Here is an 18303-nt window from a genome sequence, read left to right on the forward strand (position 1 = left end):
GAAGAGGATCCCATGGCGAGAGCTACCCCGAGCAACACGTGGACGAAGCCGGCCGGCAAGCCGATCGCCGGCAAGCCGATCCCGCGCCCCTCCCGGAGCGCCGACGTGCAGGCCTACATCCCCGAGATGGTGAAGGGCCTGGGGATCACGATGAAGCACTTCTTCAAGAACACGAAGGAGATGGTGCTCGGCCAGAAGCCCGACCCGGTGCTGCACGCGCTCGAGCCGGGCGTCACGACGATCAGCTACCCCGAGGAGAAGCGCCCCTACCCGGAGCGGTTCCGGGGCGTCCACCGGCTCACGCTGCGCGAGGACAACTCGCCCCGCTGCGTCGCGTGCCTCTGCTGCTCGACGGCGTGCCCCGCGCAGTGCATCGCGATCGAGCCGGCCGAGTACCCCGACGGCGATCACCGGCGCGGCTACGAGCGCTACCCGAGCAGCTTCGTCATCGACGAGCTCCGCTGCGTGTTCTGCGGCTTCTGTGTCGAGGCGTGCCCCGTCGACGCCATCCGGATGGACACCGGCCTCCACGCGGTGCCTTACGACTCGCGCGAGCAGTTCATCTACAGGCGCGATCTCCTCATGAGCCTCTCCGATCGCTCGGGCTCGCGGCTGACGGCGAACACGCGCCACGAGCCGGGCGACCCGACGCACCCTGGCCTGACGCGCGACCACGCGGATCACTGAGCCGTTCATCCGCCGCGCGCGGGCGCTCCGCCGCCTGCCGCGCGGCGGAGCCGGCGCGCTCCTTCCCCCTGCCGACCAGGCTGTGAAGCGGGCGCGCTCCCGCCCCCGTCACCCCCCGACGCTGCTGCCGCTGCTCGACACGCGCCCTTGCCCGGGCATCTCGCCTCTCGTCCGGGCGAGGTTCTGCTAGAAGGGCGGGTCATGGCGACGAGTTACGGCTCCTTCGAGGCGGTCATCGGGCTCGAGGTCCACGCGCAGCTCCTCACCCGGACCAAGGCGTTCTGCGGCTGCGCGACCAGCTTCGGCGATCCGCCGAACACGCACACGTGCCCGGTCTGCCTCGGTCTCCCGGGGGCGCTCCCGGTCCTGAACCGCGAGGCGGTCCGGATGGCGGTGAGCGCCGGGCTCGCGCTCGGCTGCGCCATCCAGGAGAGCAGCGTCTTCGCGAGGAAGAACTACTTCTACCCGGACCTGCCGAAGGGCTTCCAGCTCAGCCAGTACGATCGGCCGCTCGCGCTGCGCGGCGAGCTCGAGATCGAGACCGAGGCGGGCAAGACGCGGGCGGGGATCACGCGCGTCCACATGGAGGAGGACGCCGGCAAGAACCTCCACGGCATCGGCGGCCTGTCGGTCGTCGATCTCAACCGCGCCGGCACGCCGCTCATCGAGATCGTCGGCGAGCCCGACCTCCGCTCGGGCGCCGAGGCGGCCGAGTACCTGAAGCGGCTGCGCGAGATCCTGATGTTCATCGGCGTCAACGACGGCAACCTCGAGCAGGGCAGCTTCCGCTGCGACGCCAACGTCTCGGTCCGCAAGGTGGGGGAGACGAAGCTCGGCACGCGGACGGAGCTCAAGAACATCAACTCGTTCCGCTTCGTCGCGGAGGCGATCGATCTCGAGATCCGGCGGCAGATCGCGCTCATCGAGCAGGGCGGCCGCGTGCGGCAGCAGACGCGCGGGTACAACGCCGAGAAGAAGGAGACGTACCTCCTCCGCGACAAGGAGAACGAGTCCGGCTACCGCTACTTCCCCGAGCCGGATCTGCCGCCGCTCGTCGTGGACGAGGCGTTCCTCGCCGAGGTGCGCGGCGCGCTCCCGGAGCCGCCTGTCGACAAGCGGCGCCGCTTCACCGAGTCGCTCGGCCTCACCCCGTACGCGGCGTCGGTCCTGACCGGTCACCCGCGGATCGCGGAGTTCTTCGAGGAGGCGGCGCGCCTCCACGGCGACGCCGTCAAGGTCGCGAACTTCGTCCAGGGCGAGGTGCTGCGCGACACCCGGACGACGGGGCTCTCCGCGACGTTCCCTGTCACCCCGGCGCAGGTGGCCGCGCTGCTCCGCCTCGTGGACGAGGGCGCGATCAGCGGCAAGCAGGCCAAGGAGGTGTACATGGAGATGGCCGGTACGGACCGCGCGCCCGGCGACATCGTCCGCGACAAGGGGATGGCCGTGATGAGCGACGCCGCCGCGATCGAGGCGGTCGCCGCCTCGATCATCGCCGCGAACGAGAAGCAGGCGGCGGCGTACCGCGCCGGCAAGACCGCGCTGCTCGGCTTCTTCGTCGGCCAGATCATGAAGAAGACGGGGGGCAGCGCGAACCCGGCGGTCGTGAACGACGTGCTGAAGCGACTGCTCGAGGGAGCTCCCGCCACGGGCACGTGACGGCGCTTTCTCCGCGCGCAAGCGTGAAATAGGGTTGCGACGGCAGGCGCTCCGCAGCGCGATCCGGGGCGTTCCCGGCGCCGCCGCCTCGCTGCAGCCCTGGTTGAAAGATCGCCCCGCCCTCCGATCGCCCCGAGCGGGCAGGACTTCCGACGCATGCTCAGCGCTCGTTCACTCGACGCCCTCCGCTTCCCCCTCCGCACGGCCGGCTTCGTCGGCCTCACCTTCGGCATGTACGGCCTGCTCGAGGTCGACACCGCGCTCTCGAGCGCGACCGACCGCGAGGTGGTCCTGCACACATGGATGCGCCGGTACGGGCGCGCGCTCCTGAAGCTGTACGGTCTCGATGCGCGGGCGAGCGGCCTCTGCCAAAGCGAGCTCGCGGGGAGTCGCGCCGGCGGCGCGGGTGATCCGGCGCCTGCCGGGTACTACCCCGGCCGCGATTCCGCGGGGCTGGGGCGGCTGTTCGTGATGAACCACCGCTCCGCGCTCGACGTCATGATCACGCTCGCCTTCTTCGAGGCCACCGTCGTGAGCCGGGCCGATCTCGCCGGATGGCCGGTCATCGGCATGGCGGCGCGCCGCGTCGGAACGCTCTTCGTCGACCGATCCAGCAAGCGCAGCGGCACCGCGGTCGTGCAGGCGATGTGCTCCGCGCTCCAGGGCGGCCGTGGTGTGATGGTCTACCCCGAGGGGACCACGTTCTCCGGAGATGAGGTGCGGCCGTTCCGCGCGGGCGGCTTCACCGCGGCGTGCCGGGTCGGCGCGGAGATCGTCCCTGTCGGGCTCGTGTACGGCGGCGCCGATTCCTCTTACGTCGACGAGTCGTTCACGGCACATATGGCCCGGGTGAGCCGTGCGCGACGTATCCCCGTGGCGCTCGAGGTGGGCTCGCCCATCATCACGGTAGGCCAGGACGTCGGCGCGGCGCGCGACGAGGCGCACCGCGCCGTCCAGGCGCTCGTCCACCGCGCCCGCGCGCGGCTCGCCGCCGACGGATAGGCGTCGCGCTCCGCTCCTGCGCCGCTGGCTTCTGCGATCGGCCCTCGCTACGATGCGGGCCGCCGGCGACCATCATGGAGCGTGAAGGCAACCCTAGCGAGACCGCCATGGCATGGCAGGTCCTTAAACTGCCCCGCGGTGGGGCGATCCATAATGAGCTGATGTTCCTGGCGGACGCGAGCGAGCAGCTCACCGGATCGCTGGACCCGCACACCATCCTCGAGCGGCTCGCGCGCCTGTCGGTGCCCTACCTTGCGGACTGGTGCACGGTCGATCTCATCGAGCGCGGCGCCGCGGACGCGATGGGCCTCGTCGGCTCCGTGCCGCCGCTGCCGCCGTCCGACGACGATCCCACGTTCGCGTCCGGAGCGGGCGGGATCGACCCGGCGCCCGTCGCGGGCATCTATGCGGCGCGGCGCCAGCGCGCCGCGGTGGACTCCGACGCGGCCGGATCCGATCGCGCGGGGCAGGCGGGCGCGGCGAGGCGCAGGTTCTGCCGTGTCGCCGCGAAGCACGTGAACCCCGAGCGCGAGGGGCTCCTGCGCGCGATCTCGCCCGACGCCGAGGAGCGCCTCGGCATCGCCAAGGTGCTGCACAGCGGCGAGTCCGAGCTGTTGCACGAGCTCGACCGGGATCACGGCGACAAGGCCGCCGAGCGCGCCGCCGCGCTGGAGCAGCTCGGCACGCGGTCGGCGATGGCGGTGCCGCTCATCGCGCGCGGCCGCAAGCTCGGCGTGCTGTCGTTCGGCGTCTCCGAGTCGAACCGCATCTACTCCGCGGACGATCTCGTGCTCGCGGCCGAGCTCGCGCACCGCGTGGCGCTGGCGCTCGACAACGCCTACCTCTACCGGAAGGCGGAGGAGGCGCGCCACGCCGCGGAGCGGAGCGCGGACAGGGCCGCCTGGCTCTTCGCCGTGACGGCCGCGCTGTCCGACGCGATCACGCCGCCCGCGGTGCTGCGCGTGCTCGCGAGCGACGTCGTCGCGGCCGCCGGCGCGATGACGGGCGTGGTGGCGCTGCGCGCCGGGCTCGGCGGCGAGCTCGAGACGGTGCGCTCGACGGGCTACCTCGAGGCGCAGATCTCGCGGTTCAAGATGTTCGACCTCGGCGCGGAGCTGCCGCTCGCGCGCGCGGTCCGGGAGCGGCAGCCGATCTTCCTCGACTCGGACGAGCGCTTCCGCGAGTTCGAGCCGGGCTTCGCGGCCTGCTGCGCCGCCACGGGCGAGCGCGCGTACGCCGCGATCCCGCTCTTCCTCGAGGGGCGCGTGCTCGGGGCCGTGGGGTTCGGCTTCTCGGCGCTGCAGTCGTTCTCCGAGGACGACCGGGCGTTCATGCTCGCGCTGGTCCAGCAGAGCGCGCAGGCGCTCGAGCGGGCGCGCCTCTCCGCGCTGCAGACGGAGGAGGCCATGCACCTCTCGCACGAGGTGCTGAAGCAGATGCCCGAGGCCATCCTCGTCACGGACGTCGAGGGCAACATCCGGTACTGGATGGGCGAGGCCGAGTCGATCTTCGGCTACCTGTCCGAGGAGATCGTCGGCAAGAGCATGGCGCTCCTCCACCGCGAGGACGTCCGCGAGGAGACCACGGCCCGGATCCTCCAGCAGATCGAGGACGCGCGCACCTTCGTCGGCGAGGTCCCGTGCGTGCGGCGGGACGGCTCCGAGGTGCCGATCGAGATCACGGCGTACGCGGTCCACGACCAGGAGGGTCGCCCGCTGTTCCTCGTCGGCATCCACCGCGACATCACCGATCGCAAGCGGGCCGAGGAGGAGCGCGCGCGGCTGATCCGGGTGCAGGCGGCGCGGGCCGAGGCCGAGGAGGCGGCGCGGCGGTTCGCGTTCCTGGCCGAGCTCAGCACGGCGCTCGCCGCGTCGCTGGACTTCACGGCGACGCTCCAGTCGCTCGCGCGGCTCGCCTTGCCGGTGCTCGCCGATTTCTGCCTGATCGACATCGACGACGGCCTCGGCCTGCGCCACGTCGCGGCCGCGCACGTGAGCCCGCTGAAGGAGCCGCTGCTCCGGTATTTCCACCCGAGCCGGGTCGACGGCGAGCCGGGCCCCGTGGCGCGCGTGCTGCGCACGGGCCGGTCGGAGCTCTACGCGGACGTCCGCGGCGACGTGCTGCTGCACGACGCGATGACGAGCGAGGAGGCCACGGCCAACCGGACGCTCGCGCCGCTCTCGTACCTCGTCGTGGCGCTGCGGGCGCGCGGGCGGATCCTCGGCGCGATCTCGCTCGTGTCGTCGGAGTCGGGCCGGTTCTTCGAGCGGGCCGACGTCGCCTTCGCCGAGGAGGTCGCGCACCGGGCCGCGCTCGCGCTCGACAACGCGCGCCTGTACCGCGAGGTGCAGGACGCCAACCGGCTGAAGGACGAGTTCCTCGGGACCGTGTCGCACGAGCTGCGCACGCCGCTCAACGCGATCCTCGGCTGGGCGAGGATGATGCAGGCGGGCTCGCTCGATCGGGTCGCGGAGACGCGGGCGCTGTCGGCGATCGAGCGCAACGCCGAGCACCAGGTGACGCTCATCGACGAGCTGCTCGACGCGTCGCAGGTCGTGACGGGCACGCTGAAGATCGAGCGGCTCGCGGTGGAGCTGACGTTGCCGGTGCAGACGGCGGTCGAGTCGATCCTCCCCTCGGCCGCGGGCAAGGGCGTGGCGATCGAGACCCGGCTCGATCCGGAGGGCGTGTTCGTGGAGGGCGATCCTGCGCGGCTCCAGCAGGTCGTGTGGCACCTGCTCTCCAACGCGGTGAAGTTCGCGCGCCCTGGCGGGCTGGTGCAGGTGCAGCTCTCGCAGGACGAGCGGTTCGCCGAGGTCAAGGTGATGGACGACGGCGAGGGCATCTCGGCGGACTCGCTGCCGCACGTCTTCGAGCGCTTCCGGCAGGAGGACAACAGCGGCGCGCGCCGGCACGGGGGGCTCGGGCTGGGGCTGTCGATCGTGCGGCACATCATCGGGCTGCACGGCGGCATGGTGCGCGTGACGAGCGCCGGCCCCGGGCGCGGGACGACGTGCACGGTGCAGCTGCCGCTCTCGACGGGCGCCACCGCGACGGCGCTCACGAACGCCGGCATCGCGCCTGACCCGCGCAACCCGTTCCCGCGGCTCACGGGCGTGCGCGTGCTCATCGCGGACGACGATCCGGACACGCTGGCGATGCTCTCGGCGGTGCTGCGGCGCTGCGGGGCCGAGGTCAGCACGGCGACGTCGAGCAACGAGGCGCTCAAGCTGCTGGAGACGTCGGAGCCGTCGCTGCTCGTCGTCGACATCGGCATGCCGGGGGAGGACGGCTACTCGCTGATCCGGCGGGTGCGGGATCTCCTGCCGCGCAAGGTGGGGCGCACGCCGGCGCTGGCGCTGACGCCGTACGCGCGGACCGAGGACCGGGTGCGGGCGCTCGCGGCCGGCTACCAGATGCACGTGCCCAAGCCTATCGAGCCGATCGAGCTGGCGGCGGCGGTGAAATGCCTGGCGACCGGGCTCATGCCCTGGTCCCGGGACGAGTGACGGGGATCCGGAGGGCACGCGCCGGGGTGGGGGTGTGCGCGGCAGCGCGCGGGGGGCGCTGGCCATCCGCCAAGACGGGGGCGGGGGAGCTTGCGCATGAAACACCGCCCGGCATGTCTCACTTCGGGCATTGCCCTCTGAGACGTTTCGTCGCGCGCCACACAAGGCGCGCCTGGGACGCGGAGCCAGCTGGGACCTTATGGCACCTCGTTCGGTGCTCCAGCGCGCCCCCCGCGCGCTGCCGCGCACACCCCCACCCCGGCGCTCCGGGAGCGATGAAAACCGACGCGGAAGCCGTCGAGAGGCTTCCGGGAGGGATGGACCTCTGGCCGGAAGCTGCCGAGAGGCTCCCGGGAGAATTGAAACTCTGGCCGGAGGCTGTCGAGAGGCTCCCGGGAGGGATGAACCTCTGGCCGGAAGCTGTCGAGAGGCTCCCGGGAGGGATGAACCTCTGGCCGGAAGCTGTCGAGAGGCTCCCGGGAGGGATGAACCTCTGGCCGGAAGCTGTCGAGAGGCTCCCGGAAGAGTTGAAACTCTGGCCGGAGGCTGTCGAGAGGCTTTGCCCTGGATCTCCGGGGTCTCGGGCGAGGTTGAGAGGCGAGCGGACGGCTTCTAAGGCACGTGCGTCATCCTGCACCGGGTGGAGAGCGACCCCGGGAGGCCGGTGCTGACTGACCAGAGGTGTCTGAACCAGCGGGCAGCCGAGCGTTGGCGGCCACCGCATGGGGGACAGGCCCTCAGCGCCGCTTCGCGCACGCCGGACACGCGATCCTGCCCTGCGCGTTCGGCGCGCACGCCTCGCAGAGCAGGTGCATCCGATCGTCGCAGGCCGCCGGCCTCGCCGTCGCGGCGTAGCACGCCTCGCACGTGAGCCGGTCCAGGCTCGACGCGCCCGCCGGGAGCCGCACGACGATATCCCGCGCCTCCTTACGCCGCCGGAGACGCAGGGTCACGAGCGCCGCCGGGACCTCGGCGCTCACCAGCGCGGCGACCGAGCACGTCACCTTCGCCGCGAACCGCGCAGGCAGGGCCTCGAGCTTCGCGTTCCGCTCGGCGACGAGGTGCGCGACCTTGGCCTCGATCGCCTTCGGATCCGCGCGCCGCCGCGGCGCCCGCGCCTCCGCGATCAGGTCCGCGAAATACGACACGATTCGATCGTGATCCCGCGCGTGCCTGCGCTCGACCTCGCCGAGCAGCGGCTGCACCGCCGCCCGCACCGCCCGCTCCGCGCGGAGCGCGATCCAGTCCGCCGCGCGGTCATCCACGGAGAGCGGGGCGGCGCTCGGCAGCACGAGCGCGCTCGGCCAGGCGAGATCGAGGTGCGCCGCCAACGCGGCGTCCGGCTCGCCGCCGTCGTGTGCGTTCACCACCACCCGCACGAGCCCCTCGCGCCGGTCGTCGGCCTCGACCCCGTAAGCGGCGCTGGCAGCGACGTACACCGCCGTGCCCATGGAGATCTGCCCGGGCTCGCAGAGCCCGTTGCGCAGCGCGAAGCGGTCCGCCGCCGCCCTCACATGGGCAGGCCTCGGCGGATCCGCGGCGAGCCGCACCGAGGTGGACACCGGCCGTCCCCGCGCCTTCGCGATCAGCCGCTCGAGCAGCGTCGAGCCAAGGCCGCACGCGACGTCTCCGTGCCTGTCGGGGTACAGCGCGAGGGCGCACTCCTCCGGAACCTCGAGCTCGGCCGCGAGCCGCGGCGGAACGAGCGCCACCGCCCGCGCGTCCTCCCGCTCGGCGAGCGCTCCGGCCTCCGCGAGCGCCTCGACAACGAAATCGAGCGGAGAGGGCAGCGCGCCTTCCGCAGGCGAACCCGTGCCCGGCGCGGCGATCACGCCTCGTAGTCCTTCCCGAAGAGCTTGGCGTCGAGGCGCTTCACCTGCTCGTAACGCCCGCGCGCCGCGGCGAGCTCCTCGGCGATGGCGTCGAAGCCGCTCGCGATCTCCTCGTCCGAGCGCGATGTCGCATAGAGGGAGACGATCCGCTCCTCCAGGTCGCGGTCGTCGGCCATGTTGCCAAGGACCATATCCATCTCGCCCACGACCAGCTCGAAGAGGTGCAGGCGGCGGTCCAGCAGATCGAGGACGCGCTCCTCGGCGGTGCCGCGCGCGCAGAGGTTGTAGACACGCACCTCCTCTCGCTGGCCCATCCGGTGCAACCGACCGATCCGCTGCTCGATGAGCATGGGATTGTAGGGAAGATCGAAGTTCACGAGGACATGGCAGTGATGGAGGTTGTGCCCCTCGCCGCCGGCGTCGGTGGACACGAGCACGCGCGCGCGGCCGTCACGGAACGCCGAGAGCGCCGCGCGCTTGTCCGCGGCGGAGAGGCCGCCGTGGAACGCCGCGGGCTCCAGGCCGGCCTCGCGGAGCGCGGCCTCGATGTAAGAGAGCGTGTCGCGGAACCGGGTGAAGACGAGGACTTGCTCGTTGTGAGCGCGCACGAGATCGACGAGCGCGCCGCCCTTCCGGGACGCGCGGACCGAGGCCGCGAGCTTCGCGAGGGCGGCGAGCGCGGCGCGCAGCGCGGGCGCGCGCCTGTCGCTCGCGCTCGTGCGCTCGAGGCTCCCGCGCACCGCGGCGGGGCTCGATCCGGCGCCGAGCAGGAGCGTCGAGGTCAACATCCGGGAGCTGGCGTCGGCCGCGTGCGCGCGCACGAGATCGAGGACGCGCTCGTAGAGCCCGCGCTCCTCCGGGAGCGGCTCGACCATCGCCGTGCTCACGTAGCGCGGCGGCAGCGCCAGGCCGCTGTCGGCGCGGGTGTTGCGCACCATCACCTCGGCGAGCAAGGCGCGCAGTCGCTCCCGGTTCTTCGGCGACAGCGGATCCTTCGGGTCGACGAACTGCGCGCGGAAGGCCGCCGGGGTCGCGAACTGCCCGGGCTTGAGCAGCGTCACGAGGTTGTAGAGCTCCTCGAGATCGGTCTCGATCGGGGTCGCCGTGAGCATCAGGAGGAACCGGCTGTGCAGGCCGTCGACCAGCTTGAAGCCGGCGGTCGTGCGGCTCTTGACGTGATGGGCCTCGTCGACGATCACGAGGTCCCACGACTCGGCCTGGACGAGCGGCGCGTGCTTCGAGCTCCTCGCGAGGGCGAGCGACGCGACGACCACGCCCTCGTCGCGCCAGAAGGCCTCGGGGTCCGCCGTGCGCGCGGCGTCGTCGGTCGTGCGCGCCGCGATCCCTGCCTTCTCCGTGAGCTCGCCCGTCCACTGGCCGACGAGCGCAGGGGGAACGAGGACGAGCGCCCGCCGGACCATGCCGCGGAGCTGGTACTCGCGCAGGATCGTCAGCGCCTCGATCGTCTTGCCGAGCCCGACCTCGTCGGCGAGCAGCGCGCGCCCGCGGAACACGCGGAGGACGCGGCGCGCGGTCTCGATCTGGTAGCGGTGCGGCTCGACGCCGGTGAGCGCGGCGAGCGCGAGCAGCTCCTCGAACTGCTCGGCCGAGGCGAGCAGGTGGGCGCGCAAAGCGTGGCTCACCGCCGCGAGCGAGGACGGCGGCCCCGCGAGCCGCTGCAGCAGCTCGGATCGGTCGAGGCCGGACATCAGGAGCGTCGCCGGCTTCCTCGGCGGGGGAGCCGGCAGAGAAGCCGGCTCGGGCGGGGGCACCGGCCCTGCCACGCTGGAGGCGGCGGGCGGCCCCGGGGCGGCGGGCGGCCCCGGGGCGGCGGGCGGCCCCGAGGCGGCGGACGTGGCGCGCGGGCCGGCTGCGCGGGCGCGCGGCGGGCGCTCCGGGGCCGAGGTGGTGGGGCGACTTCGCGACGGCGCAGCGGGCGCTTCGGTCCGCCGAGCCCGCGCGGGTGAGCGGGCCTGAGCGCGGGTGACAGGGCGCTCCGGGGACGGCGCTCGCTCCGCGCGATAGGCCAGGAGGAGTCGCTGGACGTCGTGACGAAAGACGATCTGGCCCAGCCGGCGCGGGATACCGACGTTGCGGTCGATGCAGAATGTCCTCGCGTTGTAGACAAGGAACGCCGGATCCGCGCTCGTCGATTCGCGCATCCGCTCGATGAGCGCGCTGCCCGCGAGCGCCTGTGGAAGGCCGTGCGCCAGGAGCAGGTCGTGCGCCTCGTCGAGAGTCAGCGGCTCCTTATGCGATCGGCCCGAGAGCGCGAACGCCAAGGTGAAGAGATCGGCGCCGGAGAGCAGCCGGCCGCCCGCCGCCGTGGCGAGCAGCCAGCTCACATCGCTCGAGGAGATCGACGTGATGGGCGTCGTCGAGACCTGCATGGCTCGGCCGCGTGTATTCCCCCGGCTCCGGGATGTCGAGGTGTCATGGGCGCGAGATTGGCGGAAATAGGACGATTATTTTTGGAAATCTGAGGCCCCTGATCGGAATGCGTCGTTCTCGCAGGCCAGCTCGGGCGACCTGCCCTACGCCTGCCCATCCGGCGGGCGCAGCCGGTGCTCCATGGACTCAGGGGTTTCGCCGCGGAGGCGGGGGAGGTGATTGAGCCGCGCACCGGACAACACGTGTTCTGCGAACACGTCGGCCGCACACCTGAGAGCCAGGGGGCGCGCGCCAGGGTGGGGGCGCGCGCGGCGCGCTCTCCGCGGTGGAGCTGGCTGTTCGAGGATGGGGCAACAGGGCCGCGGTGCGGCGCTAGCCTTGCTCGATAGGCTCGGCGATGCACGCCGTGGCCATGCGACGGAATCCGACTTGCTCGTAGACGCGCGCGACCTCGTCGCTGTGCGCCGACACGAACACGGTGCGATTCCCGGCGTCCAGCGCGTGCCGCGCCAGGACGGCGGTGACCGCGGCGGCGAGGCCTCGGCGGCGGGCCGCCGGCAGCGTCCCCACGCCGACGATCTCGGCGATCTCGTGCGCGTGCTGGTAGCTGCCGACGCAGAGCGGGCCGGCAAGCGCGCCCTCGCGACCCCGGGCGACCGCGCTGACCATGGCCCCCTCGATCAGCGCGGCGCGCCACGCGGCCGTCTGTCCGGCCGGGAGCGCGGCGGCGGCGGCGTCCCGCTCGGCCGGCCCCGCGGCGCCTGTCGCGGTTCCGAGCGCGCCGAAGGCGACGTGCGGGACCGCCTGCGAGGCGGCGAGATCCGGGTCCTCGGCGGAGACGAGCGCGAGCGCGATGTCCGCTGGCAAAGCCCCCGCGCGGGGCTCGCCGGAGAGCACGAGCAGCGGACAGCGCCGTACGCACAGGCCGGCCGCCTCGGCCGCCGCGTCGAGCCCGGGGGTGGTCTCGAGCACCCACTCGAACGCTTCCGGGAGGGAGAGCTGCCGCTGCCGCGCGCGCATCGCCGCCACGTCCTTCGCCTCCACCGCGCCGGCATGGCCGAGGGTGGGGCGAGCGTAGTACGGCCAGCCTTCGCTGCGGCGGACGAAGAGCGTCAGCGGCCCGTGGTCTTCGGCGTCAGCGTATCGGCGGGGAACGGCATCGTAGAACCGCTCGATGGCGGTGAGGAGGGCGCTCATTGGATCGCGAGTGTGTCATCGGCTGCGCCTGGGAGCGAGGGGCCACGAGACTCTTTGCGACGATGGTTGATGTCGTGCTCCTCCTGCCACGGGCGCCCTCGGCTCTTCGCCGCGACGCTGGGATGGCAGCCCGTTGAGGGCAGCGCTAGATCTTCTGGCGAAGCCAGCGCGTGAACGGGTCGAGGAAGGTCCGTTTCCAGTGGACGTTGAAGTACACGTCCGCTTCGCCGAGCTCGGGGTTGTGATCGATGGTGACGGACGCGGCACGATCGAAGAGGCCGGCGGTGTCGAACATGGCGGGGCCGAAGCCGGTTCCCTCGACGTAGATGAGAACGTCGCCGCGGAAGGCGGAGAGGTTCGCATAGTGGCTTGTGTCGCGCCCCGAGAGCCCGCACGCGAGATCGCGGATTCCGGCGATGGCGCCGTAGTTGTCGAAGAGGGGACCTACGAGCTCGAGCCGGGACTCGTCGCTATAGACGAGGCTCTGAGTCTCGAAATCGGCGATGACGCGGACGAACGATGGCGTCGGGGCGAGCGCGCCCGGGGGAGGCGGGGAGCCGAAGGCGAGCAGCATGGCGAGCTGGTTGGTCGTGCCCGGGGGGAAGATGGGCAGAGGAAACGCGCCCTGAGGATCGGCGGCGGCGCCGCGCAAGGCGAGCCCGAGGACGGCGATGCTGGGATCGTAGGTCGAGCCCGCGGCGAGCGCCCCCTCGAGGTTGCTGCAGATCGCGTCGTTGTGCGCGGCGATCTCCGGATCCTCGGTGTAGAAGGTGCCCTCGTAGAGAAACACACCCGAGAAGGCGCGGGGCGCCCGATTGACGAGCGCCATGGCCGTGTTGGAGCCCGCCGAGAATCCTCCGATGACGGGCCGCGCGCCGGGGTGCTGCGAGCGCACGAGGGAGAGCGCGAAGAGCCCGTCGTTCGAGAGGGTGTCGAAGCCCCAGTCGGCCATCACGCTGCAATCGGCGGCGCCGGACTCGCACGCGCCGGGCGGGAGCTCGGTCCTCCGCTGGTCGACGAGCCAGACGTCGTGACCGGCCATGGCGAGCTCACCCGCGGCGGACTTCGCGTACCTCCCGGACTCGCTGATCTCGTAGAATTCGCCCGGAAACGTGAAGGGGCTGAAGAGGATCACGGGCTCGCCGCAGCCGCGGCCGGCCCCGCGCTTGCTCACGTGGATGATCGAGAATCGATCGAGGGGGCTGTCCCCGGCGTCCACCTCGTAGACGACCCTCTCGAGCGATGGATGCGGTCGCGTGACCTCGACCGAGGCGATGTCGTACGCGCCGAAGGCGCTGCCCGCGAGAAATCCCAACCATCCCAGCATAGGCGCTTCCCTCCATTGAACGGGGTGAACACCACGGCGGTCACCGCGGCGCTTCGAGCGGAGCTCGCTGCTCGAAGCGTCCATCTTCCGCCCGCTCGAGCCCGGACGCTCGTATGAAATGGACGGAAGCGTGCGGCGTTGCCGCGCAAGGACGCTGGCGAAGTGTGGTGATGTGTGCGATGCGCTCGCGGGGCGCCGGCGCGCGGCGCTTGTCTCAGATAATATACCCCCCTATACTATCCGTGTGCACACGATCGAGAACAGAAAGAAGCTCATCGCTCGCGTCCGGCGGATCCGCGGGCAGCTCGAGGCGGTGGAGCGAGCCCTCGAGGGCGAAGCGGGGTGCTCGGAGGTCCTGCAGACGGTGACCTCGGCGCGTGGCGCGCTGAACGGCCTCGTGGGCGAGCTCATCGAGGGGCACATCCGCACGCACGTCATCGACGGGGAGCGTGCAACGGCACCTCAGCGGGAGGCCGCGGAGGAGCTGGTTCAGATCGTCCGCACCTATGTGAAGTGAAGGGAGCAACGATGAGCGACTCCGCTGGATCCGATCTGCTCGCCCAGTTTCGACACTCCCACGACCACGGCGCCGCCGCCTCTTCGCACGAAGCCAAGACCCGGTGGGTCGTCGCGCTGACCTTCGCCATGATGGTGGCGGAGCTCGTGGTCGGCTATGCGACGAACTCGCTCGCGCTCGCGGCCGACGGCTGGCACATGGCCACGCATGCGGGCGCGCTCGGCATGGCGGCCTTCGCGTACTGGTTCGCGCGAGAGAAGTCCGGGTCGAGCGCGTTCTCCTTCGGGACGGGCAAGGTGCACGCCCTCGCCGGGTACACGAGCGCGGTCGTGCTCGCGCTCATCGCGCTCCTCATGGTCGTCGCGTCGCTGCGCCGTTTGCTGACTCCCGAGTCGATCGCCTTCTCCGAGGCGCTCCCCGTCGCCGTCGTTGGTCTGGCGGTCAACCTCGTCAGCGTGAAGCTCCTCCACGCCGACGAGCACCATCACGAGGCGCACGACGACCATCCCGACCACGGTCACCACGACCACGACCATGGCGATCACGACGACGAGCATGCCCATGGGCACGACCACCACAGGCACGACCACCATGGGCACGACCACAACTTGCGTGCGGCTTACTTCCACGTCCTCGCGGACGCGCTGACCAGCGTGCTCGCGATCCTCGCTCTCCTCGGTGGACGCTACTTCGGCTGGACGTTCCTCGACGCCGCGATGGGCATCGTCGGCGGGCTCGTCATCGCGAAGTGGAGCTACGGGCTCTGTCGACAGGCGGCCAAGCAGCTGCTCGACGTCGTCCCTTCCGGGGCCCTTGCCCAGCGCATCCGCGATCGAATCGAGTCCACCTTCGCAGGAGCGAGCGTCGTCGATCTCCACCTGTGGGACATCGGTCCCGGCGCGCGCGCCTGCATCGTTTCGGTCGCGGCACCGAGCCCCCAGGCACCCTCTACCTACCGTGACGCGCTCGTCCCGATCGCGAGCCTCCAGCACGTCACTGTCGAGGTTCACCCGCTCTCTGTCGGCGACGCGCGGGGGGCCTCGTGAGCTTCGGCGCGATCTTGCTCCTCGCGCTCGGGCTCGCGATGGACGCGACCGCTGTCTCGGCGGCGCGAGGGCTGTCCGTTCCAGCGATTCGAGCGCGCCACGTCCTGCTCGTCGCGGGGTTCTTCGGCGGCGCTCAGGCCCTGATGCCCGTCATCGGCTGGCTGCTCGGAGCGCGGATCGGTCCCCGCGTGCAAGCGTGGGACCACTGGATCGCGTTCGTGCTGCTCGGGTTCATCGGCGGAAAGATGCTCTGGGAAGCCCGCGGCGACGACAGCGGCGACGGGGAGGCCACGGCCGATCACTTCGCGTTGAGCTCGATGTTCGTGCTGGCGATCGCCACGAGCATCGACGCCCTCGCCGTGGGCATCACGCTGCCGATGTTGAACGCCCCGTTCGCGCTCTCCGTAGCGACGATCGGCGTTGTCACGGCGCTGCTCAGCGCAGCGGGGCTGTTCGCGGGACGGCGGTTTGGGGCGATGCTCGGCAAGCGTCTCGACCTCGCTGGTGGGGTCGTTCTCATCGGCCTCGGGGTCAAGATTCTCATCGAACACCTCATGGCGTCGTAGGCGTATCCCCGCCGACCGCGCCCGAAGGCTTTGCAACCCCGGAGTGAACTGGTTCGCCAGGTACCTGACGGGGGTGAGGTTACGGCAACGTAGAACGGGTGCTGGGCCAACGGGCCGACATACGTGGACGCCGGCTCCTCGGTTCTCAACCTGCGGCCGCGCTTAGGGCGGGACTACGGGAGCCACCGGCCCACGTCGGCGATGGCGCGGGCAGCGCCCACGAGCGCCGCCGTGCCGCCCAGCCGCCGCAGGAGCGGCGCGAGCTCGGTGATGCTGCCGAAGCCCACGAGCATCCCGGGGAGGTCGCCGGTCCAGTCGTTGCCGAGCTCGTTGCAGATGACCCTGGCTGCATCGGGGAGGGCCATCCAGGGCGCGCACGCCGAGAGGACGCGCAGCGCCAGCCGGTCGCCGTGGGCCCAGTATGCGGACATGACCTCTCGCACGGCCTTCTCGCGCATCTCTTCGGGGAGATCGGGCAAGATGCCCGCGAAGGAGACCATCCGCGATTCCCCTTCTCGGCTCTCCGCCAGGCGCCAAGCTTCATCGGGCGAGAGATCCGTGGGTCGAATCTCCATGTCCCTCGACAGGTACGCGTCGACCTCGTCGTACGTCGCGCCTGCGCGGATCCGACGGGTGCGCTCGGGGTCCGCGGCGTTCCGGTCCGTCGTCACGTGAGGGATCGGATGGGGAAGGATCTCGCCGAGACCTGCGCATGCAGCCGTTGCCCATCCCTGAACCAGCTGCTGCTCCGAGCCTGTTAACAGGGATGCGAACGTCATCAGCGCCTCAGCGCGCTCGCGCGCGGCGCCGGTCGGCCGTGTGAGGTCCACGGTCGGGTCGGTGTAGGGCTCGGTGGGATCGCGCTCTTCATCGCGGCTGCCCTCTTTCGCGCAGAGCGTCTCGTCCACGAGCGCACACCGGATGAAATCGCCCAGATGAGCGGCCCTTTCGGCTCTGGCCCCTTGGTCGCTCTCCGTCCCGGAATGACAGGCGTCAAGCAGCGCGTCCTGTGCGGCGCGGCGAGCCCGACGGACGTCGGTCAAGAACCCCACGAGGCCGCCCGGCCTATCAAGCCACATTTCGAGCCACGCCGGCGAGACGAGCTCCATACGATCGATCACTCCAGCGGATCGCCGCGTCATGTGAGCGCCGAGGTGCTCCACCAGGTAAGGCGCCCACGCGCGGCGCGGCTCGGAGGCCGCCTTGCACCCGCGCAACGCCGATAAGCCGCGAGCGACGATGGCGTCCTCGATGACCGCGCGGCGCTCGGACGTCGTCCAGCAGGCGCGTGCCGCATCATCGCGGAAGCGGTAGGTCCCCTCGTCGCCCGTGACGACGAGTCCACGCGCCGGATCTGGCGCGCGCTCGAACGCTTCGAGTTCGGCCAGGTCAACGCTCGCGGCCCCGAGGAGATCTTCTCGCGATACGGGGGCAAGGACGGCGGCGAGCGCGTCGAAGACACGCGAGGCGCGCAGCCCCTCCTCACCCAGCGACCCGAGAGCGTGCCGTGCCCCGGCCGTCTCGTCGAGCCTTGGACGATTGGCCGGGCACGCTATCAGGGCCATCTCCTCGGCTGCCCATGCGAGCTTATCTCGCCACAACACGCCGCTCGGAGCGTGTTCCTCAGCGTCAACGGACACGATGATGTGCGCGCCGTCGCCGGGCTGGCTCATGAAAGCAGCTTGTGGATCTGGCCACCCATCGGCAGCGCGCTCGACGCCGTCGAGGATCACGAGCAGCTGAGGGTTGTCCTCGTCAGGCACCGAAGAGACCCATCCGACGCCCATCAAGGCCAGCCGGATGGCCGCCATCAGCTCGCCCGGGCTCCGCGGGCGGCTGAACATGGCCGTTGCCGATCCCTTGAACAGGCCCAAGAACAGCTTCAGCATGTCGCGTTCGACCGCTGTCCCGAACCGAGCGCTGATGGGCACGAAGATCACCTCGGCCGCCCGTCGCTCGGCCACCGACAGGGCCCATCGCGCGAGGACGGCCGTGCGAGCGCCGGGATCTCGGCCTGAGACGAGTGCACAGGCAGGCCCCTCTGCAAACCAGCGATCGAGCTGCATGAGCAGTGCACGACCGTCCTCGGAAGCAGGACGCGAGAGGACGTCTTCGGCAATCGATCGCCAGAAAGCGGCGAGGCCGGGATGCGAGCGTGCATAACCCCCTTCGGGGCCGCGAAGGAAGGACAGCGCGACCGGCGGCGAAGAGGAGCCGGTCATCGACGTCCTCCCGCGTTCAGGAAGCCCATCCGAGTTGCGGGGTTGTAGGTCGATTCTCCGTTCCAGAGGGTGGCTGTCGCCGGCTTGCTTGGAGAGTGTCTCTGGACGGAGGCGCGCTGGATACCCATCGCCGTCAGCATCGCCTCCGTCCCCGCCGGCATGGTCGTCACCCGCTCCATCGCCGCCACGATCGCTGGAGGCTCCGCCCCGCCACCGACATCCATCACGAAGACGCCGGGCTTCATGCCGGGGACGACGTGATTGTTCGGGACCAGAGCGGTACGCTCCATGCCCCGAGAATAGTCCAGCGGACCGAAAGAAATTTTCTTTCTCTCCCCGCTCTCGTCG

General features: G+C 71.2%; 14 protein-coding genes. 8 read left to right on the forward strand and 6 right to left on the reverse strand.

The annotated features are described in order from the left end of the window. Positions 1 to 12: 12 nt before the first annotated feature. The 5 genes from WME90_RS03050 to WME90_RS03070 all read left to right on the forward strand — a co-directional run bounded on the left by WME90_RS03050 (position 13) and on the right by WME90_RS03070 (position 7528). Positions 13 to 687, forward strand: coding sequence for a NuoI/complex I 23 kDa subunit family protein (locus WME90_RS03050; RefSeq protein WP_437279547.1), 675 nt, complete (start codon positions 13 to 15; stop codon positions 685 to 687). A 201-nt stretch (positions 688 to 888) separates the two neighbouring features. Then, entirely contained in the window at positions 889 to 2346 is a 1458-nt protein-coding gene (gene gatB, locus WME90_RS03055; protein ID WP_437279548.1) for an Asp-tRNA(Asn)/Glu-tRNA(Gln) amidotransferase subunit GatB, read from the forward strand. 156 nt (positions 2347 to 2502) lie between these two features. Continuing rightward, positions 2503 to 3348, forward strand: a complete 846-nt coding sequence (locus tag WME90_RS03060) for a lysophospholipid acyltransferase family protein (RefSeq protein WP_437279549.1) — start codon at positions 2503 to 2505, stop codon at positions 3346 to 3348. A gap of 161 nt (positions 3349 to 3509) precedes the next feature. Further along, on the forward strand, positions 3510 to 6857 hold the full coding sequence (locus tag WME90_RS03065) for a GAF domain-containing protein (RefSeq protein ID WP_437279550.1): 3348 nt from the start codon (positions 3510 to 3512) through the stop codon (positions 6855 to 6857). Positions 6858 to 7132: 275 nt separating this feature from the next. After that, entirely contained in the window at positions 7133 to 7528 is a 396-nt protein-coding gene (locus WME90_RS03070) for a hypothetical protein (RefSeq protein WP_437279551.1), read from the forward strand. Positions 7529 to 7594: 66 nt separating this feature from the next. Here WME90_RS03070 and WME90_RS03075 read toward each other — a convergent pair whose 3' ends face one another. The 4 genes from WME90_RS03075 to WME90_RS03090 all read right to left on the reverse strand — a co-directional run bounded on the left by WME90_RS03075 (position 7595) and on the right by WME90_RS03090 (position 13604). Further along, positions 7595 to 8689 (reverse strand): hypothetical protein, encoded by a 1095-nt coding sequence (locus tag WME90_RS03075; RefSeq protein WP_437279552.1) that lies wholly within the window; start codon positions 8687 to 8689, stop codon positions 7595 to 7597. Further along, entirely contained in the window at positions 8686 to 11079 is a 2394-nt protein-coding gene (locus tag WME90_RS03080; RefSeq protein ID WP_437279553.1) for a DEAD/DEAH box helicase, read from the reverse strand. Before WME90_RS03080 ends, WME90_RS03075 begins: the two co-directional genes overlap by 4 nt. 373 nt (positions 11080 to 11452) lie before the next feature. Continuing rightward, positions 11453 to 12277: a GNAT family N-acetyltransferase gene (locus tag WME90_RS03085; protein ID WP_437279554.1), complete on the reverse strand. Its 825-nt coding sequence runs from the start codon at positions 12275 to 12277 to the stop codon at positions 11453 to 11455. A 145-nt stretch (positions 12278 to 12422) separates the two neighbouring features. Then, positions 12423 to 13604, reverse strand: a complete 1182-nt coding sequence (locus tag WME90_RS03090) for a hypothetical protein (RefSeq protein ID WP_437279555.1) — start codon at positions 13602 to 13604, stop codon at positions 12423 to 12425. A 244-nt stretch (positions 13605 to 13848) separates the two neighbouring features. On the opposite strand from WME90_RS03090, the gene WME90_RS03095 reads away from it, so the two are divergent. From WME90_RS03095 to WME90_RS03105, 3 genes are read left to right on the forward strand one after another with little or no spacing between them, the layout of a single operon-like run. Next, positions 13849 to 14121: a metal/formaldehyde-sensitive transcriptional repressor gene (locus tag WME90_RS03095; RefSeq protein WP_437279556.1), complete on the forward strand. Its 273-nt coding sequence runs from the start codon at positions 13849 to 13851 to the stop codon at positions 14119 to 14121. Between the two features lie 11 nt (positions 14122 to 14132). Then, positions 14133 to 15167, forward strand: a complete 1035-nt coding sequence (gene dmeF, locus WME90_RS03100) for a CDF family Co(II)/Ni(II) efflux transporter DmeF (RefSeq protein WP_437279557.1) — start codon at positions 14133 to 14135, stop codon at positions 15165 to 15167. Further along, positions 15164 to 15733, forward strand: a complete 570-nt coding sequence (locus WME90_RS03105; RefSeq protein WP_437279558.1) for a manganese efflux pump MntP — start codon at positions 15164 to 15166, stop codon at positions 15731 to 15733. The genes dmeF and WME90_RS03105 overlap by 4 nt, the downstream gene beginning before the upstream one ends. A gap of 173 nt (positions 15734 to 15906) precedes the next feature. Here WME90_RS03105 and WME90_RS03110 read toward each other — a convergent pair whose 3' ends face one another. Next, positions 15907 to 17955, reverse strand: coding sequence for a hypothetical protein (locus WME90_RS03110; protein ID WP_437279559.1), 2049 nt, complete (start codon positions 17953 to 17955; stop codon positions 15907 to 15909). Further along, positions 17952 to 18245 carry a hypothetical protein gene (locus tag WME90_RS03115; RefSeq protein WP_437279560.1) on the reverse strand — a complete coding sequence of 98 codons (294 nt, stop codon included), beginning with the start codon at positions 18243 to 18245 and terminating at the stop codon, positions 17952 to 17954. The genes WME90_RS03110 and WME90_RS03115 overlap by 4 nt, the downstream gene beginning before the upstream one ends. Between the last annotated feature and the right edge of the window lie 58 nt (positions 18246 to 18303).

This window comes from Sorangium sp. So ce375, from assembly GCF_051473855.1.
GTDB lineage: Bacteria > Myxococcota_A > Polyangia > Polyangiales > Polyangiaceae > Sorangium.